The 20,763-nt window shown below is 68.1% G+C and carries 20 protein-coding genes and 1 pseudogene; 9 read left to right on the forward strand and 12 right to left on the reverse strand.

The window, feature by feature from the left end; genetic code table 11:
- Positions 1-3: 3 nt before the first annotated feature.
- Positions 4-1,269, reverse strand: a complete 1,266-nt coding sequence (arsB, locus tag DEIMA_RS07070) for an arsenical efflux pump membrane protein ArsB (RefSeq protein ID WP_013556547.1) — start codon at positions 1,267-1,269, stop codon at positions 4-6.
- An 896-nt stretch (positions 1,270-2,165) separates the two neighbouring features.
- Between arsB and pgm the strand changes: the two genes are divergently transcribed.
- On the forward strand, positions 2,166-3,806 hold the full coding sequence (gene pgm, locus DEIMA_RS07075; RefSeq protein ID WP_013556549.1) for a phosphoglucomutase (alpha-D-glucose-1,6-bisphosphate-dependent): 1,641 nt from the start codon (positions 2,166-2,168) through the stop codon (positions 3,804-3,806).
- On the forward strand, positions 3,803-4,204 hold the full coding sequence (locus DEIMA_RS07080) for a hypothetical protein (RefSeq protein ID WP_013556550.1): 402 nt from the start codon (positions 3,803-3,805) through the stop codon (positions 4,202-4,204). The genes pgm and DEIMA_RS07080 overlap by 4 nt, the downstream gene beginning before the upstream one ends.
- Before the next feature lie 93 nt (positions 4,205-4,297).
- On the opposite strand, the gene DEIMA_RS07085 is transcribed toward DEIMA_RS07080, so the two are convergent.
- Together DEIMA_RS07085 and DEIMA_RS07090 are read right to left on the reverse strand one after the other, a co-directional pair.
- The gene (locus tag DEIMA_RS07085) at positions 4,298-4,843 is read right to left on the reverse strand and encodes an HD-GYP domain-containing protein (protein ID WP_013556551.1); all 546 of its coding nucleotides are present in this window, start codon (positions 4,841-4,843) and stop codon (positions 4,298-4,300) included.
- A 71-nt stretch (positions 4,844-4,914) separates the two neighbouring features.
- Positions 4,915-5,385 (reverse strand): metallophosphoesterase family protein, encoded by a 471-nt coding sequence (locus tag DEIMA_RS07090; protein WP_013556552.1) that lies wholly within the window; start codon positions 5,383-5,385, stop codon positions 4,915-4,917.
- A 416-nt stretch (positions 5,386-5,801) separates the two neighbouring features.
- Here DEIMA_RS07090 and DEIMA_RS07100 point away from each other — a divergent pair, with 416 nt between their 5' ends.
- Positions 5,802-6,365, forward strand: coding sequence for a P-loop NTPase family protein (locus DEIMA_RS07100; RefSeq protein ID WP_013556553.1), 564 nt, complete (start codon positions 5,802-5,804; stop codon positions 6,363-6,365).
- Here the strand turns inward: DEIMA_RS07100 and DEIMA_RS07105 are convergent.
- Positions 6,352-8,163, reverse strand: a complete 1,812-nt coding sequence (locus DEIMA_RS07105; protein ID WP_013556554.1) for an alpha-amylase family glycosyl hydrolase — start codon at positions 8,161-8,163, stop codon at positions 6,352-6,354. The genes DEIMA_RS07100 and DEIMA_RS07105 overlap by 14 nt on opposite strands.
- A gap of 265 nt (positions 8,164-8,428) precedes the next feature.
- Between DEIMA_RS07105 and DEIMA_RS18845 the strand changes: the two genes are divergently transcribed.
- From DEIMA_RS18845 to DEIMA_RS07115, 3 genes are all read left to right on the forward strand, one after another.
- Complete coding sequence (locus tag DEIMA_RS18845; RefSeq protein ID WP_013556555.1) at positions 8,429-8,554, forward strand: hypothetical protein; 126 nt, start codon at positions 8,429-8,431, stop codon at positions 8,552-8,554.
- A 9-nt stretch (positions 8,555-8,563) separates the two neighbouring features.
- Entirely contained in the window at positions 8,564-8,788 is a 225-nt protein-coding gene (locus DEIMA_RS07110) for a hypothetical protein (protein WP_013556556.1), read from the forward strand.
- 503 nt (positions 8,789-9,291) lie between these two features.
- The gene (locus DEIMA_RS07115; protein ID WP_013556557.1) at positions 9,292-9,717 is read left to right on the forward strand and encodes a hypothetical protein; all 426 of its coding nucleotides are present in this window, start codon (positions 9,292-9,294) and stop codon (positions 9,715-9,717) included.
- Positions 9,718-9,731: 14 nt separating this feature from the next.
- Here the strand turns inward: DEIMA_RS07115 and DEIMA_RS17535 are convergent.
- From DEIMA_RS17535 to DEIMA_RS07135, 4 genes and pseudogenes are all read right to left on the reverse strand, one after another.
- Positions 9,732-10,524: pseudogene (locus DEIMA_RS17535) on the reverse strand (IS5 family transposase).
- Between the two features lie 198 nt (positions 10,525-10,722).
- Positions 10,723-12,096, reverse strand: a complete 1,374-nt coding sequence (locus DEIMA_RS07125) for a sugar ABC transporter permease (RefSeq protein ID WP_013556558.1) — start codon at positions 12,094-12,096, stop codon at positions 10,723-10,725.
- A complete protein-coding gene (locus DEIMA_RS07130; RefSeq protein WP_013556559.1) occupies positions 12,093-13,511 on the reverse strand; it encodes an ABC transporter permease subunit in 1,419 nt (472 codons plus the stop codon). Before DEIMA_RS07130 ends, DEIMA_RS07125 begins: the two co-directional genes overlap by 4 nt.
- Before the next feature lie 152 nt (positions 13,512-13,663).
- Positions 13,664-14,851: a sugar ABC transporter substrate-binding protein gene (locus tag DEIMA_RS07135; protein ID WP_013556560.1), complete on the reverse strand. Its 1,188-nt coding sequence runs from the start codon at positions 14,849-14,851 to the stop codon at positions 13,664-13,666.
- Positions 14,852-15,159: 308 nt separating this feature from the next.
- On the opposite strand from DEIMA_RS07135, the gene DEIMA_RS07140 reads away from it, so the two are divergent.
- Positions 15,160-16,404, forward strand: a complete 1,245-nt coding sequence (locus DEIMA_RS07140; protein ID WP_013556561.1) for an MFS transporter — start codon at positions 15,160-15,162, stop codon at positions 16,402-16,404.
- A 46-nt stretch (positions 16,405-16,450) separates the two neighbouring features.
- Here DEIMA_RS07140 and DEIMA_RS07145 read toward each other — a convergent pair whose 3' ends face one another.
- The 3 genes from DEIMA_RS07145 to DEIMA_RS07155 form a co-directional block, all read right to left on the reverse strand.
- Positions 16,451-17,425, reverse strand: coding sequence for an aldo/keto reductase (locus tag DEIMA_RS07145; protein WP_013556562.1), 975 nt, complete (start codon positions 17,423-17,425; stop codon positions 16,451-16,453).
- Positions 17,426-17,522: 97 nt separating this feature from the next.
- Entirely contained in the window at positions 17,523-17,858 is a 336-nt protein-coding gene (locus DEIMA_RS07150) for a metal-sulfur cluster assembly factor (RefSeq protein WP_013556563.1), read from the reverse strand.
- On the reverse strand, positions 17,855-18,166 hold the full coding sequence (locus DEIMA_RS07155; protein ID WP_245528357.1) for a rhodanese-like domain-containing protein: 312 nt from the start codon (positions 18,164-18,166) through the stop codon (positions 17,855-17,857). The genes DEIMA_RS07150 and DEIMA_RS07155 overlap by 4 nt, the downstream gene beginning before the upstream one ends.
- A gap of 59 nt (positions 18,167-18,225) precedes the next feature.
- Here DEIMA_RS07155 and DEIMA_RS07160 point away from each other — a divergent pair, with 59 nt between their 5' ends.
- Positions 18,226-18,525 carry a rhodanese-like domain-containing protein gene (locus DEIMA_RS07160; protein ID WP_013556565.1) on the forward strand — a complete coding sequence of 100 codons (300 nt, stop codon included), beginning with the start codon at positions 18,226-18,228 and terminating at the stop codon, positions 18,523-18,525.
- A 104-nt stretch (positions 18,526-18,629) separates the two neighbouring features.
- Positions 18,630-19,193, forward strand: coding sequence for a GNAT family N-acetyltransferase (locus tag DEIMA_RS07165; RefSeq protein ID WP_013556566.1), 564 nt, complete (start codon positions 18,630-18,632; stop codon positions 19,191-19,193).
- 3 nt (positions 19,194-19,196) lie between these two features.
- On the opposite strand, the gene DEIMA_RS07170 is transcribed toward DEIMA_RS07165, so the two are convergent.
- The gene (locus DEIMA_RS07170; protein ID WP_169311929.1) at positions 19,197-20,618 is read right to left on the reverse strand and encodes an alpha/beta fold hydrolase; all 1,422 of its coding nucleotides are present in this window, start codon (positions 20,616-20,618) and stop codon (positions 19,197-19,199) included.
- Positions 20,619-20,763: the final 145 nt, after the last annotated feature.

Here is a 20,763-nt window from a genome sequence, read left to right on the forward strand (position 1 = left end):
CCCTCAAGCGTGCCCCCACGCCAGCGCCCTGAGCGCCACCAGCAGCACCGGCGGCGTCAGCACCAACCCCACCCGGAAGTACTCCGCCCACGACACCCGCACGTCCCGCCGCGCCAGCACATGCAACCACAACAGCGTCGCCAGGCTCCCCACCGGCGTGAGCTTCGGCCCGACGTCCGCCCCCACCACCGCCGCGAACGCCGCCAACGACCGCGCCGCCTCCGGCACATGCGCCCCCTGAATGCCCAGCACCCCGAACAACACCGCCGGCAGGTTGTTCATGAACGCCGACAACACCGCCACCGCGCCACCCACCCCGAACACCAGCGCCCCCGTCCCGTGCGCCGCCCCCCACTCCACCCACCGCGAGAACAACGCCGTGAAGTGCGCCTCCCGCAGCCCATACACCACCAGGTACATCCCCAGCGAGAACACCACCACGTCCCACGGCGCGGAGCGCACCACCGCCCGCGACGACAACGCCCGCGACCGCCCCGCCGCCACCCACAACGCCCCCGCCGCGCTCAACGTCACCACGCACAGTGGCACGTGCAGCGGCTCCGCGAGGAAATACCCCACCAGCAGCACCGGCAGCAGCGCCGCCCCCAGCCTCGCCGTCCCCCTTGAGCGCAGCGCCGACGCGGGGAGCGGCAGGGCCTGCACGTCGTACCGGCGCGGCACCACCCGCGCGTACAACCACCACAACGCCAGCAGCGTCGCCGCGACCGTCGCGACGTTCACCGGCAGCATCACGCGCGCGTACGGCGCGAACCCGATCCCGAACGCGTCCGCCACGACGATGTTCACGAGGTTCGACACCGTCAGCGGCAGGCTGCTCACATCCACCACGAACCCCACCGCCAGCGCGAACGCCACCGTCGCCGCGCGCTCCAGCCGCAACGCCCGCGCCAGCTCCAGCACAATCGGCGTGAGAATCAGCACGCCACCGTCATTCGCGTACAGCGCCGTCACGACCGCGCTGAACAGGATCAGCAGCACGAACAGCCGCGCCCCGCGCCCCCCACCCCAACGGGCCACGTGCAGCGCCAGCCACCGGAAGAACCCCGCCTCATCCAGCAGCAGGCTCACCAGAATCAACCCCACCAGCGTCAACGTCGCGTTCCACGTGGCGTTCCACACCGTCAGCACGTCCTGCACGGGCACCACCCCCAGCACCAGTGCCAGCACCGCCCCCACCGTCGCCGCCACCGCCGGCGTCACCCGACCCGGCTGCCAGATCACGAACGCCACCGTTCCCAGAAACACCATCAACGCGAGCACGGCTTACCATAAGGCCGCCGGGCCGCCCGGGCCTATGGGCGGCCTCGGCGCAGCGCACGTGCGGACACTCAGAGGTCACCTCTACGCTGAACCCATCACCTCCGCCTGACCCTGGCCACCGGCGCCCTGCTGGGCGGGACCCTCGCGGGCGCGGGCGGCCGTACCGCGCACGGCGAACCTCGCCGAAGCCCGCCGTCAGGCCGTCCTCGCCATCAATCAGGCGCGGGCGACCCTGCCGCCCTGCAGTGTGCGCCGCCTCGCTGGGCAGGGGAACCCCACGCGTTTCGCGTTCCCGCCCGGCGAAGCGCAGCGCGTGGACGCCGAGCGGTACGGCCGGCTGGAGCTGTACGACTTGCCCACCGGGAAGGTCCGCCGCGGTGTGAGAGGTTGGCCTCGGAACGGCGTGCAGCCTCCCCGCCACGAACGCCTTCAGCCGCTTCGATGCGCGCACGCGGCAGACCCAGGTTGATTTCGAGTACGGAACGCAACCAAGAGACACGCAGGCGCGGACGATGTTCGAGGTGGCCACGCCCCCGGCACCACGTCCGCAGGGGCCCTCAGCGCCAACGGCGTCTTCAGCGTCGACGTCACGCAGGCCTTCGAGACCCGCACGCCCCCACTGCCCGGCGGGCAGAGCCGCCAGGCACGCGCTCCGGCACACGGCCGTTACTTCAGGATGCCGACCCAGAGCAGCAGCAGGTACAGAACGACCGGCACCGCCAGCGACAGCACGATCAGCTTCAGCAGCCGCCACCAGTCATTGAAAAACTCCTTCACCTCCTCAGCGTAGCAAGGGCGACCGGCGGCAAACGTCCTCCACGGAACCTTCATTTTTGGTTGCGCGATGCGTCCCAGCGGGCAGCGCGGAAGGTACGCTGGTGCGCATGAGTGTGCATCCCCTCGCCGGGCACGTCGCCCCACAATCCCTCCTGACGAACATCCCGCGCCTCGTGGCGCACTACTACGTCACGCAGCCCGACTCACGCGACCCCGCGCAGGCCGTGAGCTTCGGCACCAGCGGCCACCGCGGCACCAGCCTCAACGGCACCTTCAACGAGCAGCACATCCTCGCGATCACGCAGGCCGTGTGCGAGTACCGCGAGGACGCCGGCATCACCGGCCCGCTGTACATCGGCGTTGACACGCACGCCCTCAGCGAGAGCGCGTTCATCACGGCGCTGCGCGTCCTCGTCGCGAACGGCGTGCGCGTCCGCGCGCAACCCGGCCACTACACGCCCACGCCGCTCGTCAGCCACGCCATCCTGAACTTCAACCGCGCGAGCGCCAACGGCGAGCAGGCCGACGGCATTGTCATCACGCCCAGCCACAACCCCCCCGGCGACGGCGGCTTCAAGTACAACCCGCCCAGCGGCGGCCCCGCCGACACCGACGTCACCCGCGTCATCCAGGCGCGCGCGAACGACCTGCTCGCCACCGGCCTGCGCAGCGTCCGCGCCGTCAGCTACGAGGACGCCCTCGCCCGCACGGAGGTGTTCGACTTCATCACGCCGTACGTGCAGGAACTCCCGGACGTCATCGACCTCGACGCGATCAAACGCGCCCGCGTCCGCATCGGCGTGGACCCCCTGGGCGGCAGCAGCCTCGAGGTGTGGACCGCCATCCGCGACACGCACGGTCTCGACATCACCGTCGTGAACGACCGCGTCGACCCGGCGTTCGCGTTCATGACCGTCGACAAGGACGGCAAGATCCGCATGGACTGCAGCAGCCCGTACGCCATGGCGAGCCTGCTCGCCCTCAAAGGCGACTTCGACGTCGCTATCGGCAACGACCCGGACGCGGACCGGCACGGCATCGTCACGCCCGACGGCCTCCTGAACCCCAACCATTACCTCGCCGTGTGCGTCGACTACCTCTTCCAGCACCGCCCGCAGTGGCCCGCGAGTGCTGGCGTCGGCAAGACCCTCGTGAGCAGCAGCCTCATCGACCGCGTCGCGGCCGGCGTCGGCCGCCCACTCGTGGAGGTGCCCGTGGGCTTCAAGTACTTCGTGGACGGCCTGCTGAGCGGCACGCTCGGCTTCGGCGGCGAGGAGAGCGCCGGCGCGAGCTTCCTGCGCCGCGACGGTCGTCCCTGGAGCACCGACAAGGACGGCGTCATCCTCGGCCTGCTCGCCGCCGAGATCAAAGCCGTGACCGGCCAGTCCCCCAGCGAGCGGTACGCCGCACTCAGCGAAACGTACGGCGTTACCGCGTACGACCGCCAGGACGCGCCCGCCACGACCGCGCAGAAGAAGATCCTGTCGAACCTCAGCCCCGAGCAGGTCACCGCGCAGACCCTTGCTGGCGACCCCATCACCGCGCGCCTCACGAACGCGCCCGGCAACGGCGAACGCATCGGCGGCCTCAAGGTCACCACGCAGGACGCCTGGTTCGCCGCGCGTCCCAGCGGCACCGAGGACGTGTACAAAATCTACGCGGAGAGCTTCAAAGGGCCCGAGCACCTCGCGCAGGTCATGCGGGAAGCGCGCGACGTCGTGAACGCCGCGTTCGAGGCGCAACCTTGACGCCCGTCGACCGCGCCGAACTGCCCGGCATGGAGTTCGACTGGGTGGCCGCCGACGCGCGCGGCCACCTCGCGCAGATGCAGACCGGCGGGTACGGCGGCGTGCCGGACGCCGCGCTGAGCAGCGAGGAACTGCTGTTCGAGCTGCACCTCCTGCTCGACGAGATGCCCGTTCGCGAGGACCTGAGCATCCCGGAGGGCACCTTCGACGCGATGCTCGCCGACGCGCAGCGCCGCGGCCTGTACGTGTACGACGCGAACGAGGACGGCACGTACCGCCGCGTGGCCGCGCCCACACAACCCCTCACCCTGCACGACGTTCCCGAACGGCTGCGGGGCATCATTCCCGTCCTGCCCGGCGTGTTCGTGGAGCGCGAACACCTGAGCGTCAACACCTGAGCAGCGGACGCTACGCCCTCAGGGGGCCCGGACGTGCGTCCGGGCCCCTGACCCGCCACCGCCAGGGCATCTGCGCCCTGTGAGGGCTCGCCGTCAGGCCGGGTCGAGCGTGGGCAGCACGAGATTCAGGAAGGCGTCCGCGACACGCGGATCGAACTGCCGCCCACGCTCCGCGCGGATCACCCGCGCCGCGTGCGCTGGCGGGCTCGCCGCGCGGTACGCGCGCGCACTCGTAAGCGCATCGAACGTATCAGCGACCGCCACGACGCGCGCGCCGAGAGGAATCGCCTCACCGCAAAGCCCATGCGGGTACCCCTCGCCGTCCCAGCGTTCATGGTGATGCAGGACGATGTCCACTTCCTCCGGGTGAGCGCCCGCCTCGAACAGCAGATGCGCGCCCAGCTGCGGGTGCTCCCGCATGGTCGTCCACTCGTCGGGCGTGAGCGGGCCGGGCTTCTCCCGAATCGCGCGCGGGATGGCGCCCTTACCGGTGTCGTGCAGGCGCGCGCCCGCCTCGACCACCCCCAGGTCCCACTCGTTCAGGCCCAACGCCACGCCGATCTGCAGGGCGAGGCCCGCCACACGGGACTGGTGGTTTCGTTCGTCGGGGGATAGCGCTGGCGCGCGGCCCGTCAGCATGTGCGCTCCACAGCGCCCACGCGGCGCAGAAGTGAGGCGAAAATAAAGAATTTCATGATGACACGACGAGTTTAAAGGTCAAATGTGTGTTCTTCAACATGAAGTCCGTCATCCCCTACCCGGAGACGTGCCGCCGCCACCGGCAACCGGAACCGGCGAGGCCCACAGGACCCCGGGTTCAGGAACAGGACCTCGCCGCGCCACACCGCACGCGGCACATGCGAATGCCCACTCACGACCACCCGAAACCCCGCCACTTCCGGCACCAGGTCCAGGTCGTTGAGGTCATGCAGCATGTATATCCACACGCCCCCCGGCAGTTCGTGGGCGACGGTGAGCGGCAGCGTCCGCACCCCCTCACTGCGGTCCACGTTCCCACGCACAGCCAACGTCGGCGCAAGAGCGTTCAGGCGCGTCAGGAGATCCGCGCGGCCCACATCGCCTGCGTGCAGAATCAAGTCGACGCCCGCAAGGAACGCCTCCACCTCCGGGCGCAGCAACCCGTGCGTGTCGCTGATCACCCCGACCGTGTAGTTCTCCACACGCTGTTCTACCGCACCGACGGGGCTCGATGGTCAGGCACGGATGCCTGATGCCACTCTATACATGCAGAGCTGCATAGTATACATCGCCGGCTGGAAGCGCGGGCCGGCAGCGTCACGGAACAGCCCCAGTGGGAAAGAGGCCCCCTGCGCGTCCCGGAAAGCCAGGCCCACAATCATGTCCGCAACAGTCACCTCGACGGCCTCGGACCCCAGCACGCCCTGAGCATCACGGCCTCCAGCGGGCATGTCGGGCCGCCCCTCGACCTCCACACCCCCAGCGCTTACAGGTGCGGCAGCGACCCGCTGTGCACGCCCGAACGTAAACCAATCATGTCCGCACGCCCCGCGCCCCACCCACCTAGGCTGCCTGGCCGATGACACCGCGCCCGCATATTCGGCACGCTGGTGGGCCTATGCGCAAAATCGTGGTGATCGGCACGACCGGCAGCGGCAAAACCACTCTCGCCAGCGCCCTCGCGGGCGCCCTGAACGTCCCGCACGCGGAACAGGACGCCTGGAACCACGAGCCGGACTGGCAAGAAGCGCCGCTGGAACGCTTCCGCGCGCGCGTGGACGCATTCACGGCGCAGCCCGCGTGGGTGATGGACGGCAACTACGGCAAGGCGCGAGACCTGGGCTGGCCGCGTGCGGACACGCTCGTATGGCTGGACTACCCCGGCCCGGTGGTGTTCTGGCGCCTGCTGCGCCGCACCCTGTGGCGTGGCCTGACCCGCGAGGAGCTGTGGAACGGGAACCGCGAGCGGCTCGGCATGAACCTCGTTTCCCGGAACGGCATTCTCGCGTGGTTCTTCCGCACGCACGCGCGGCGGCGCCAGGAGACGCCCGCGCTGCTGGCGCGGTACGCGCACCTGCGCGTGGTGCGCCTCCGGCATCCCCGCGAAGCGGACGCGTGGCTGCGCGCCGTGCAGGCCGGGCGGCCACGCCCGGGGAGGAGCGGCGCCCTCAGCTCTGAATGAGGAGTCGGCCGCCGGCCGCTTCAAGCGCCACGATGCCGTGCAGGACCTCGCCGCTCCGCGCGTCGCACCATGCGCCGTCCGGCAGTCTGAGCGTGAGGGTGTGCGCCTCCAGCCTGGACGCGATGACCACCGCGCGCTCCGCGCGCCCATCGGCGTGCGTGAGGGTCCGCGTGAACGCGACCGCGTCCGATTCCACGTGCAGGAAACGCAGCGCGCCGCGCTGGAGGGCGGGCGTGTCGCGGCGTATCCGTACGAGGGCCTGCACGTCTGCGCGCAGCGCCGTATCCCACTGCGACTCGTCCCACGGCATCGGCTCGCGGCACCACGGCATCGCGCCCTCGCACGACTGGCTGAGGCCCACTTCGGTGCCGTAGTACATGCACGGCACGCCCGCGTACCCCATCAGGAGTGTCAGCGCCGCGCGGAGCTTCACGGTGCTGCCGCCCAGGCGGTACAGCGCGCGTGGCGTGTCGTGGCTGTCGAGCAGATTGAACTGGTTGAGCGCCACTTCCGGCGGGAGGACGTGGTACGCGTCCCACAGGATCTCCACGAGCTCATGGCCGTCCATGCGGCTCGGCAGGAACTTCAGGCTGCGTCCGCTCAGCCACTGCATCACGGGCAGCCCGAACCCGTGGTAGTTCATGGCGGCGTCCTCGCCGTCGCCACGCAGCGCTTCCTCGGCGTCGAAGAAACGCTCGCCGAACACGTAGGCGTCCGCGCGTTCCTCGCGCGCGGCCCGCTTCAGGCGGCGGTGCAGTTCGAGGTTCCCTTCGTCGGTGCCGCCCGCGCCGAGCATCTGCGCGACGTCCAGGCGCCACCCGTCGATGCCGCGCCTCAGCCACGTGCGCACGACGCTGTCCGGGCCGTCCAGGAATTCCCGCGCGGCGGCTTCGCTCGCGTAGTCGAGTTTTGGGAGGGTGGGCACGTCGAAGAACGCGTGGTACGGCACGGGATGGTTCGGGCGCCACGTGAACAGTGCACGCTCGGCCGCGTGCACGTCCGCGAAGGCCTTGCGGAACAGGTCGTTCTCGCTGCCGACGTGATTGAACACGCCGTCCAGCACGACGCGCACGCCCTGCGCGTGCGCGTCGTGCAGCAGTTCGTCGAATGCGGCGTCCCCGCCGAGGTGCGGGTCCACGCGGCGGTAGTCGCTGATGTCGTAGCGGTGGTTGCTGGGCGACACGAAGATCGGCGTGAGCCACAGCGCGTTTACGCCGAGGTCCGTGAGGTAGGGGAGTGCGGCGCGGACGCCCGGGAGGTCCCCGCCGTAGTGCGCGTGAATGTCGCCTTCGCGGGTGATGGGTTGGGTCCAGACTTCCTGGTAGACGGGCGCGCCGGCGTACTCGTATTCGCCATTTCGGACGCTGACGCTCGGGTCGCCGTTGCGGAAGCGGTCCGGGAAGATCTGGTAGAAGACGCTCGACCACGTCCAGGTGGGCGCCGCGTAGCCGCTCAGGTACACGAACCAGTCGCGGTACGCGCGGCGCGTGTGGTGCAGGCCGGACATGGTGAGGTTCAGGTGATCGTCTGCGGTGATGAGTGACCAGGCGTAGCGGACGCGGTCGGCGATGAGAGGCAGTTCGAACGCGAACCAGCGGCCTTCGCCGTCGAGGGGGGGGATTTCGGTGGTGGGGTATTCGCTGATCTCACCGTGTTCGAGAAGTTTCAGTTGAACCTGCGTGACGGGCAGGGTGGTTTTGAGTCGGAGGGTGACCGTGTCGCCGCGGGCGGCGCCGAGACGGGCCGTGTAGGCGGGGGCGTGGTCGTGACGGGCCGGAAGCGTTTCCAATACGGTCATAGGTCTCCAGGGGCACAGCAAAAACGGCACGACCTCCAAATGGACTGGTGGTCGTGCCGAATGATTCAGCAAGCGTTGCCTTCGAGTTGTGCGCGCCCCATTCCAGCGCACCCGCGCACCGCATGTCAAGATGTGCCGCGCATGAGGTCACCAGACGCTACCCTGCACTCGTGCGCTTCCTCGTCCTTGCGGCCCTCCTGATGACCTCCGTGTTGGCCGCTGCCCGTGACTCAGCCCTGCCCTCCTGAACTACGTTCGCGCCCAGGTGCCCGTCACCACCGAAGGGGACATCTCCCTTGGCGTGCGCCTGCGCCTCTGGGACAACACCCCTGACCTTCCCATGAGCGGCGCCGCCATGCTGTACGCCTACGCGAAAGGCACCACCTCCTGAGTGTTCATCATGGTCAACCCTCGGGAGCGGGCCGCCACGTTCATCGGCACGGACCAGTTGCGCAGCCTCGGCAAGATCGGCAAGCACAACACGAGCGCCTACCAGATCGGCGCCGTCCCCTTCAAAGGCCTCTACCTGCTGGACACCCGCGACAAGGACACCAAGATCCTGGCGCTGATGACCCCACAGCTCGCCTTCACCGACCCGGACCTCTGGATGCAGCTGCAACGCTGAAGTGTAGAGCAGGCTTCACCTCCGAAAATGATTATGTGGTTTGGTTATTATTATTAAGTGTGTCGTGTATCTATTTATGATCCGGTCGGCTTAGTTTTGATAGATAAACTATGGGCAATTCGATTTGCGTAATTATAGTTTAGACAAACTATGAATCGGACTTGAAACTTTTAGTTATGCTGGGAGCATATTATCTGTTTGAAAGTCTCAGGACAATCACAATGTTTCCAGGATGCAAGAAAACTTTTGGGGTGCCTCCTGCTCCTTACAGGTCAGGTTTCGGCTCATGTCGAGTTCAGGCTTTTAGGGACGATTGATCGCCAGTCGGCCCTACCTCCTGGCATCACGTTTGAGGACTGCCTCTCCTGGGCATACACAAGTCATCCCAACAATCGCATCCATCAAGCTTTCGGGCTGCTCCCGCTTCCCGGAGCTGCGCCGACTGACCTGACATAGATCACCAAGCCGATGCACCCCGGTTCAACAGACGCCATGCTGGGCACGTGCCCCGGGTCAAAACACTGCCTCTCACGACGCTGCTCCTCGATCGAGCCAAGCTGCCCCTGCGAGCTGACGACCGCCTCGAACACCTCCTCGAGCGCTTCCGCGTTGTCTTTATGGCGGCGCGGGTGAGGCAGGGCCTCGCTCAGCTCCAACGAGGCAACTTGGTGCTTTGGGTCAGAGACGGCCTGTTGGAGAGTCTCGAACTCACGAGCTCGCTCCACCATGAAGTATCAGACCTCGTGAACTGGGGCGACTTCGACATACACACGGACGACATCCTGGCCTGGTGTGCGCAGCAGGGAATTCCGCTTCGCGTGTTGCATGAGGAAGACACCTCGCAGATCTACCAAACGCCTTCTGGCGCGCTGATTGCGCTCCAAGACCAGCGGCTGTGGAATATCACCCTCAGTGTGTCCGTCATCTGAATGCCGGTAAAGGTTCAGTAACCCGGGTGGCGAGGCCGGCTCAGCGCACGGCTCAGGATGACCATAACCGCCAGATGCACCATGCCGAGGAAGTTTTCAGCGTGCCATTCCCAGCGCACGACCAGCCGGCGGAAGTGGTGCAGCCACGCGAAGAACCGCTCGACGTTCCAGCGACGCCGAGAGCGTCGGGGTGGGCGTCCATCCTGGGTTTTTCGGCGGTTGCGGCGATTTGGCGCAATCATCTCAAGACCCAGCCGTGCGAGATCTGCATCCAGACCATCACTGTCATAGGCACGGTCGCCGATCAGGCGTTTGGGATGATCGAAGCCAAACGAGGCCTCCAAGGTGTCGTGCACGAGTGTGACTTCATGCGGCGAGGCACTGGCCAGGTGTACGGCGATCGGCAAGCCCGAAGCGTCGGTGATGGCCATGATTTTGGTGCCTTTGCCGCGTTTGGTCTTGCCGACGTCGAGCCCCCCTTTTTCGCACCCACGAAGGTGGCGTCAATGAAGCACTCGCGCAAATCCAGCCGCTCCTGATCGGAAAGCACCTCGTACAGGGCTTCGAGCGCGCGGGCCAGGACCCCCGTACGCACCCAGGTCTGGAACCGGCGATGGCAGGTGGACCGAGGCGGGAAGCGTTCGGGCAGATCTCTCCAGGGTGCACCCGTCGCAGAATCCACAGCACGCCTTCCAGAATGGGCCGCACAGGGGTGCCCGGTCGACCACGACCGTCCTTACGACGAGGCGGCACAGGAAAGTAGGGCTCGACAATGTGCCACTGGGGATCGCTCAATTCCACGGCCATAGCGTGCCTGTTTGGCATGAGGAACAGGCACGCTATGGCTCGCTCAGCCATTTATGGGATGGCTTGGAGCCTCCTCAAAAACACTGCGGTGATAAGGAAAAAAGACCAGCTTGAAATCTATTCGATGAATATCAAAAAATAACCACAAGGGGCAGAGCGTGATGACTCATCACGCTCTGCCCCTCTGGGTATTGCGGATTATTCCTTCACGCCGCCTGCCACGGCCCCGCCCACGAAGTAGCGTTGGAAGCCATAGAACAGCGCCACGATGGGCAGCGCGCCCAGCACGGCTGCAGCCGCGAAGATTCCCCATTTGGTGCTGAACTGCCCCTGGCTGAAGCTCTGGAGCATGATGCCGACCGTCCAGTTCTCCACGCCCGTGAGCACCTGCGACGCGATGATGTACTCCGCGTACGTGCCGATGAACTGGTTCAGGAAGATGAAGATCAGCATGCTGCCGCTCAGGGGCAGCACGACGCGCCAGAACGCCTGCCAGCGCGTCGCGCCGTCCACCATGGCCGCTTCTTCCAGGCTTTCGGGGAGGCTTTCCACGTACCCCTTGTAGATCCAGGTGTTGAACGCGATGGCGCCGCCGCTGTACGCGAGGATCAGTCCCGTGAAGGTGTTGTCGAGCCCGAGCGTGAACAACATGAACTTGATGGCGACCAGGCCGAGGAACACCGGGAACATCTGAATGAAGATGAAGAACAGTAGCGTCTGGAAGCGGCCGGGGAAGCGGAGGCGCGCCATGGCGTACCCGGCGGTGGTGCTGAGCAGCAGCGCGATCAGGCCCGTGACGCCCGCGATGATGATGGTGTTCCGCACGGACAGCAGGAATTTGCTTTCGTTGCTGCCGCCCGTGAACTGCGCGGGGCTCATGAACACGACCAGTACCGCGAGGGCCGCGACGAGCGCGCGGATCACCCACGCGCGGCTGCTGGCGAGCCGGGCGCTGTCGGGCGCGGCGCGGCCGAGCAGCGCGAGGATCAGCAGGGCCGCGAGAGCCGCGCCGATGATGACGGCGGCGATGACCTGCCACACAGGAATGGTGAAGCCCTCGAACAGGGTGGCGTAGTTGCTCCAGTTGAGTTTCGAGAGGTCTGGCATCAGCCCGGCGCGTTGCAGGAGGTTGCCGGTGTCGGTGGGGAAGATGGTGATGGTGTTGCGCGGGTCGAGGGACGTGAAGACCACGAACACCAGCGGGTACAGCGCCGCGATGATGACCAGCCACAGGAACAGGTGCGTGAGCTGGTCGCCGAGTACGGCGAGGTACGAGATGCGCCGTCCGGTGCGGGCCTGGCCGACGCGCTGGCCGATCAGGCTGGTGAGGGCCATGACGCCGGCGATCAGGGCGACGATGCCGAGCGCGCGGACCCAGCCGCTCTTGATGAACAGCACGCCGACGCCGGGCGCGCGGCGGTCGAGGCTGTGCCCGAGGGCGCGGATCAGGAAGAACGCGCCGATGAGGAGCGCGGCGCCGATCAGCCACGGCACGGCGCGTTGCAGGAGGTTGGGTTCGCGGTGAACGTAGACGTCGGGGTCGCTGGGGGTGCGGGAGGGGACGGCGCTCACTTGCGGGCCTCCTGGAAGACGCCGGCGGCGCGGAAGTTCACGAGGCTGATGGCGATGGTCAGGAAGAACACGATCATGGCGATGGCGCTGGCGAGCGCGTAGTTGCTGCCGCCCTGCGCGCCGAACGCGGTCTTGTAGCCCCAGCTGATGAGGATGTCGGACGCGCCGGCGGTGGAGCTGCTGCCTTCGACGGTGGGGCCGCCAGCGCCGCCGGGCGCGGTGAGCGTGAGCAGGTAGATGATGCCGAAGTTGTTGAAGTTGAACGCGAACCCGGACAGCAGGATGGGCGTGAAGCTGCTGCGCAGCAGCGGCAGCGTGATGTAGCGGATCTGGTGCCAGCGGCTGGCGCCGTCAATTTCGGCCGCTTCGTACAGGTCGTCGCTGATGGTGGACAGGGCGCTGATGGTGGCGGTCATCATGTACGGGAAGCCCAACCAGAGGTTCACGAGCAGCACGCCGATCTTCACCCACAGCGGGTCGGTGAGCCAGGGGATGCTGGTGGCGCCGAGCAGGCCGAGCATCTTGTTGATGGCGCCGAACTGCTGGTTGAACAGGCCGCCCCACACCTGCACGCTGATGACGGTGGGGATGGCCCACGGGAGGAACAGCAGGGTGCGGTAGAAGTTGCGGAACTTGAGGCGTTTGTTGAACAGCAGGATGCCGAGGATCAGGCCGAGCAGGCTGTTCAGGATGATGGTCGAGAACGCGAACACGACCGTCCAGGCGAACACGGGCCACAGTTCGGTGCTGGCGCGCGCGAAGATGTCCTGGAAGTTGCGCAGGCCGATGCGGCTGATCTTGTTGAGGCGCGTCGCGGCGACGGGTTTGAAGGTCGTGGCGAGCGGCGCGGTGAGCGTGACGGTGAGGCCCTGGACGCGGTCGACGGTGCGGGTGATGGGGGTGTCGCCTGCTTCGTCGTACAGCACGATGGCTTCGCCGGCGCAGGTGGGCTGCGCGCACGCGAAGCTGGTGGCGACGCTTTCGCTGGCGTTGCCGCTGGGCGGGGCGGTGAACGTGAAGCTGCGGCGGTCGGCGCTGAGCTTGATGTCGGTTTTGTAGCTGGTGTCGGGGTAGCCGCTGTTCTGCGCGCTGTAGTTCGTGAACGCGAAGTTCACGGTCATGATGATGGGCACGATCGTGAAGGCCATCAGGACGACGATGGCGGGCACGAGGTAGTACCAGTTCATCATCCAGGGGAACGCGCGGGAGACGAGCCACATGGCGGGCGCCAGGATGACCGCGAGGAACACCAGGATCAGGTACGGCGGTGCTGTGGGAACGATTCCAGCGACGGCGTTCGAGGCGGCCCAGGCGAGCAGGGCGCTGCCGCCGAGCAGCAGAATCAGGACGACGAGCGCGATCAGGAAACCGCGCGCGCCCTCCGGCGGACGTGAGGAACGCAAGGCAAGCGTCATGGCTGAGCACAACCTCCGGGCACAGGGGAGAAGCGGGTGGCAGCGTCATGCACGGCGCAGCGAGGCCGTGCACACATAAAGGCGAACGGGTTGCCCCGTCCGCCACCGGTCAGAACGTGAGCATGGACGGGCGGCGCGCCCGTCCAGTGACCTCACTTGATGTTCTTGTTGATTTCGCTGACGGCCGCGTCGTTGATCTTGCCGACGTCCGCGCCCTTCTTGCTGACGCTCTGCGCGACCGCGTTGCTCCACGGCTGCCACACGGCGCCCATTTCGGGGATGTTCGGCATGGGCGTGCCCACACTGATGCTCTTGCTGAAGCCGGCCACGACCGGGTCCTTCTTGAGCTTGGTGCGCGCCGCGAGGCTCACGGGGATACGCCCGCCGGCCTTGTTGAAGCTGATCTGCGCGTCGGCGCTGACCAGCTGCTTCGCGAACTGCGCCGCGATGGTCTTCTGCTTGCTGTAGGCGTTCATCATGATGCCCTGCACGCCGACGAACGGGCTCCACTTGCCGCTCGCGCCGGGAGGGGTGGGGAACGTCGCGATGCCGTAGTCGATGCCGGCCTTCTTGATGTCGCCCATGTCCCAGGGACCCGTGAGGAGCATCGCGAGGCGGCCTTCGGTAAAGGCGCTCTTGGCGGCGCCGCCGTCCACGCCTTCAGGCACGAGGTTGTACTTGTAGCGCAGGTCGTTCAGGAAGCCCATGGCCTTGTCGGCGCCGGCGTTCGCGAGGCCGATGTCCTTGGTGTTCAGGGTGCCGCTGTTGTTCTTGAAGACGTACCCGCCGTACGCGCTGATGACGCCGTAGTTCATGTAGGCGTTCGTGAGGTCGACCAGGAAGCCGAACTTGCCGTTGCCGGTGTTCGCCTGGGCGGTCTTCAGGAAGGCGTCCCAGCTGGTGGGGACGCTGGGGACGAGCTTTTTGTTGTACACAACGGCGACCGCTTCGGCGAACATGGGCAGGCCGAAGAGTTTTCCGCGGTACGTCATGGCGCTCACGGCGGTCTTGTCGAGGTCGCTCTTGCTGACGACGTACTTGTCCATCGGCTCGACGACGCCGGCCGCGGCGAGTTGGCCGAGGCGGTCGTGGGCCTGCGTGACCATTAGGTCAGCGGATTGCCCTTTGGGGGCGCCCTGAATGAACTTGTCGACCATGGTGTCGAAGGGGACACTGACGATCTGCACGTCGTTGCCGGTCTTCTGCTTGAAGGTCGCGGCCTGCTGTTTCAGCCACGCGAGTTCCGTGGTGCCGAAGTGCGTCCAGACTTGAATCTGCGCGGCGGAAGCGCTTCCCATCAGCGCAAGCGAAAGAACAGAAAGACCCAGGGCTTTTTTCATGACAACACTCCTTGAAGTGAAGAACAACATGTCCGCGCGTCAGAGCAGCGCACGCCAGGGGCGTACGAAGGCTGACTGTGGCCGAGCACGAACAGTCAGGTGATGGGCTGTATGCTCGGCACGCATTATAGGAGCGCTTCCATCGCCTGACAAGAAACAGACTTACACTGCGCGCGGCCAGAACGAAGCGCAGCCCACCACCTGCCTGACGGCGCACGCGGCCTGACCGATCGGTCAGGCCGCGTGGTACGATGCGCCGGCACCGCCCCGCCCGGTCCACCCCCACCCGGCAGGCCCAGGAGGTCCCCTTGACGCGCCCCACACCCTCACCCCGCGCCGCCAACACCCGACGCGCTCAGCTCACGCTGTTCCTGACCATCTTCGTCGCCATGCTCGGCCTGAGCATCCTGTTCCCCATCATCGCCCCGCTCAGCCGCGAACTCGGCCTCACCGAAACGCAAACCGGCCTGTTCAGCGTCGCCTACAGCCTCATGCAGTTCCTCTGCTCCCCCTTGTGGGGCGCCCGCAGCGAACGCGCCGGCCGTAAACCCGTCCTCCTGACCGGCCTGCTCGGCTTCACCGCCAGCTTCGCGCTGTTCGCGTTCATCGCCGACCTCGGCCTGCGCGGCGCCCTGCGCGGCACCGGCCTGTTCGCGCTGCTCATCGGCGCGCGCCTGCTCGGCGGCGGCCTGTCCAGCGCCACCCTCCCCACCGCGCAGGCCATGATGGCCGACCTCAGCGACAAACAGCACCGCGCCGCCGCCATGGGGCTCATCGGCGCGGCGTTCGGCCTCGGCGTCGTGTTCGGCCCGGGCCTCGGCGCGCTCCTCAGTCGCTACGGCCTCACCGTTCCCGTGTACGCCAGCGCCGCCCTCGGCCTACTCACCGCCCTGTTCGCCGCCACCACCCTCCGCGAAACCCGCACGCCCGGCCAGCCGGACGCGCGCCCCACCCGCGGCCTGGAGTTGCTGCGCCGCGGCCCCGTACGCCTCGCGCTCGCCATCAGCGCCCTGTACACCCTCGCGTCCGTCGGCATGGAGCAGACCATCGGCTTCTACGTGCAGGACACCCTGAACCTCACGCCCGCGCGGACCGCCGTCACGGTCGGCGGCATGCTCGCCATCTTCGGGTTCCTCGCCGCGTTCGTGCAGGGCGGCGCCATCCGCCCCCTCAGCAAACGCCTCCCGCCCCGCCCGCTCATCCTCACGGGCCTGCTCATCATGGGCGCCGGCATGCTGCTCATCCCCGCCGCGCACACGTACTGGACCATCACGGGTGCCCTCGCGCTCGTCGGCGTCGGCAGCGCCATCCTGGGGCCCACCCTCAGCGCCGCCCTCAGCCTGAACGTCACCGAGGACGAACAGGGCCGCATTGCCGGCCTGAACAGCAGCGCCCTCGCTCTCGGCCGACTCGGCGGGCCGCTCGTCGCCACCAGCCTGTACCAGTACGTCAGCAGCAGCGGCCCGTACCTGCTGAGCGGCGCCGTACTGCTGCTGCTCCTGCTCGTCGCCGCCGCCCTCTGGCGGCCCACGCCGCCGCCCGCCACCACCTGAACCCCCAAAAGCTGAGGGGCAGCCCGCACCGGCTGCCCCTCTCGCCTCACATGCCCAGGATCGGGTGCGGCTCGTACGGCTCCGCGAGCGCCGCGAGGTCCTCCGCGCTCAAGCGCACGTCCAGCGCCGCCACCGCGTCCTCCAGGTGCGGCATCTTGCTCGCCCCGATGATCGGCGCCGTCACGCCCGGCTGCTGCAGCAACCACGCCGTCGCCACCTGCGCCGCCGACACACCCAGCCGCCCCGCCACCTCCTGCACGCGCGCCTGCACCGCGTAATCCCCGGGCGTGCGGTACAGGCTCTCCCCGAACTTGTCACTGCGCGCCCGCGTCGTCTGCGCCTCGCCGCCCCGCCGGTTCCCCGCCAGGAACCCGCGCGCCAGCGGACTCCACGGGATCACGCCCACGCCGTCCTCGAGGCACAGCGGCAGCATCTCGCGCTCCTCCTCGCGGTACACGAGGTTGTAATGGTTCTGCATGCTCACGAACCGCGTCAGCCCCTGCAGGTCCGCGACGTGCTGCATCTTCGCGAACTGATACGCCAGCATGCTGCTCGCCCCGATGTACCGCACCATGCCCATCCGCACGAGGTCATGCAGCGCCGTCATCGTCTCCTCGATGGGCGTGTCCGCGTCGAACCGGTGAATCTGGTACAGGTCGATGTAATCCGTGCCCAGGCGCCGCAGGCTCGCCTGCACGGCGTCCATGATGTGCTTGCGTGACAGGCCACGGTCATTCGGCCCGGACCCCATCGCGTTGTACACCTTCGTGGCGATGATCACCTGATCCCGCCGCGCGAAATCCCGCAGCGCCCGCCCCAGCACCTCCTCGCTGCGGCCCAGACTGTACATGTCCGCCGTGTCGAAGAAGTTGATGCCCAGCTCCAGCGCCCGCTGAATAAACGGCCGACTCGCCGATTCATCCAGCACCCAGTCCCGCCAGCCCGGATCCCCGTACGTCATGGTGCCCAGCGAAATCCGCGAAACCTTCAGACCACTCCGCCCCAACCGAACGTAATCCATGCGCGGACCGTACCCCGCCCGCCCCCCCGCGGAACGTGACGCATTCAACACAACAGGGCGGCACCCCGGGTGCCGCCCTCCGCTCACGCGCTCGGCGTCAGACGTTGAAGCCGAACATGCGCATCTGACGCTTGCCGTCCTCGCTCATCTTCTCCGGGCTCCATGGCGGCGTCCACACGAACTCCACGTTCACGCCCGACACGCCGTCCACGCCCATCACGGCCATCTCCGCGTCGCTGCGGATCAGGTCCTGCACCGGGCACCCCACGGACGTCAGCGTCATCGTGATGTCCACCATGCCCTCATCCGTGATGTCCACGCCGTACACCAGGCCGAGGTCCACGACGTTCACCGGAATTTCCGGGTCCTTCACGACCTTCAGCGCCTCGCGGACCTGCGCCTCGGTGGGGGTACTGACCGGCGCGTCGCTCATTGCGCGTCTCCCGTCGGAAGGCCGGCGTCCATCCACGCCAGCGTGCCGCCCGTCAGGTTCGACACGTTCCCGTACCCCTGGCTCGCCAGGAACTCCGTCGCGCGGCCGCTGCGCGCGCCACTGCGGCAGATCAGGACGATCTCCGCGTCCTTCGGGAGGTCCGTGTACGTCTGCTGGAAGGTGCTGAGCGGCATCAGGCGCGCGCCGCGCGCGTGAACGTCCGCGTACTCCTCGTTCTCGCGGACGTCCACGAGCAGCGCGCCGGCCTGCACGCGCTCGTAAGCCTGTTGTGGGGTGAGTTCGTTCATGCCCCACAGCATACCCAAGTCCCGCACTCGGATTGTGCGCGTGAGCGTACCCTACGGGCATGACCACGGCCCGCCCGGACCCCAGCACGCTCATCATCGACCTGCGCGCGCAGGAGCTGCGCTTCCGCGACCCGCTCGAACGGCTGCTCCCCAACCCCGTGCGCGCCGTTTCCCTCGACCGCATCGAGGCGGGCGAGCACGGCCTGAACGCCGACCTCGGCCCGCTCCTGATCGTCTGCGATCACGGGCCGCGCAGCAGCCTCGCCGCGCAGTACCTCCGCGCGGACGGCCTGGACGCCCGCGCGTACCCCGGCGGCCTCAGTGCCCTGAAACGCGCCCTGCAGACGCCCGCCCCCTAACGGTCCGCGCAGGGTGACGCTTCACGACGCAGCGCGGTTCGTCCTCAAGCGCTTAGGCGCTTCGGCGCATGCCGCCCTGCGCCGCGGCCTGATACAACGCCCGCATGACTGCGCCCGTTACGGCGGCCCTCACCCCGCCCGCCACCCTCACCACCGACCGTCTGCGCCTCGTACCGCTCGGCCCTGAGCACCTCGACGACGTCATGGCCGCGCTGCAGCACGAAGAGTTCCAGCGGCTGACCGGCACGCACGCGCACTTCAGGCGCGCCGACGTGGAACGCCACCTCGCGCGCGTCGCCGCCGCGGACGACCGCGCGGACTGGGCGATCCTGCGCGCCGACGACAGCGCGTACCTCGGCGAGGTCGTCCTGAACAGCCTGGACGCCCCGAACCGCAGCATGAATTTCCGCATTGCCCTGAGCGGCCCGGACGTCGTCGGCCGCGGGTACGGCACGGAGGCGACGCGCGCGGTCGTGCAGTACGCGTTTGACGTGGTGCGCCTGCACCGCCTCAGCCTCGGCGTGTACGCCTTCAACCCGCGCGCGCGCCGCACCTACGAGAACTGCGGGTTCGTGCACGAGGGCACCGAACGGCACGCGCTGCACTGGGAGGGCGCCTGGGTGGATCAGCACCTCATGGGGATGCTGGCCACCGACCCGCGCGCCTGAGCCTCACCGGAAGTTCAGCTTCCCGGTGCTCGCCGCGGGCACCGTCAGTTTCGCGGTGGGGTTCAGGAAGAACTTCACGACGGCCTCGTACCCGGCGGCGCTCGTGAGGCCCGAGCCGTGCCCGGCGCCGCGCACCACGAGCGTCTGCGCGGCCTGAAGGCCGCGCGCCGCCTCGGGCAGCCACGCGGCGGGCGTCACCGGGTCGAACTCCCCGGCGAGCAGCAGCGTCGGCACGCTCGACACGACCGCGTCGTTCTCGCCGGGCGCGGGCTTCGCGAGGCCCCACGCGCGGCACACGTCGAAGATGCTTTCGCTGCTGATGCCAGGACCGCTGTTCAGCGCGCCCGCGAACTCCGGCGCGGCCTTCAGCGCGGCGCGCAGCCGTTCCGGCGTGCTGTACGCCACCTCGCCCGCGCACTCGTTCGAGAAGAACGCCCCCCACGTCAGCGTGTCCACGACAGTTTCGAGGAACTGCACCGAGAACGACGCCTGAATGCGCGCGGCGTCCCCGTCGCGCGCCGCGACGATCAGGGCCGGGAGCTCCTCCAGGCCAGGCGTGAAGTACATCGAGCCGAGCAGCAGCGCCTGGAAGCCCTGCGCGTCCAGCGGGCCGTCCTCGCCCTTGACCCTGAGCGTCAGAGGGCGGGCGTCCAGCTGCTTCAGGACGGCGCGGTACGTGCCCTCCAAGTTCGGGTACTTCGCGGCGCAGGCGGCGTCCGCGGCGCACGCCGCGAACACGCGCGACAGGGCCGCCTGGATGCTCTCGGCGCTGCGCGCCACGCGGTCCAGCGTCGTCGGGATGACGCTGTCGAGCACGGCGGCGCGCACCGCGCCGGGTGCGCGCCGCAGCACCTCCTGCCCCAGACGCGTCCCGTACGACGCGCCGTACAGGTTCACCGGGCCGTACCCGAGCGCGCGCCGCACGGTGTCCACGTCCTGCGCGGCCTGCGTGGTGTTGAACGCCTCCAGGCGAATGCCGCTGGCGCGCAGGCGCGCACCGCACGCCTTGAGGGTCGCCGTGAACTGCGCGTTCGTGGCCTCACTCGACTGCACGCCCCCGCCGGAGGCGTTCATCAGGGTGTTCACTTCCGGGCACGCGAGAGACGGCGTGCTGTGCCCCACGCCCCGCTGATCGATGCCGACCACGTCGAACGCCGGGAACACCTGCCCGAGCGGCCCGACAGAAAGGCTGCTGGGCGCGCCCGGACCGCCCTCCAGGTAGAACAGCGGCGCGTTGCGGCCCGCCGACTGCGTCCCCCGCTTCACGGCGACGAACACGTCGAGTGTCCGCCCATTCCCGGGCTGCGCGTGATCCTCGGGAACGCGCACGAACCCACAACGGTCCGCGCGCACGTCCGCCGGGCACGGCACCGTCCGGAACGTCGGGGTGGGCGCCGCCGCGAGGGCGCTGGTCAGCGTCGTCACGCCCAGGGCACCCATGAGCACAAACGGACGGCGTGAACGACGAAGGTCAACCATGCCACCCCGTACGCGGCCCGCGCCGCCCGGGTTCCGCCGCTTGTGTTGCGCGCGTCACGACGCCACCCGCCCGCGCCCTCTAGACTGGCTT

Origin of the sequence: Deinococcus maricopensis DSM 21211, from assembly GCF_000186385.1 — a bacterium.
In the GTDB taxonomy this organism is placed as follows: domain Bacteria; phylum Deinococcota; class Deinococci; order Deinococcales; family Deinococcaceae; genus Deinococcus_B; species Deinococcus_B maricopensis.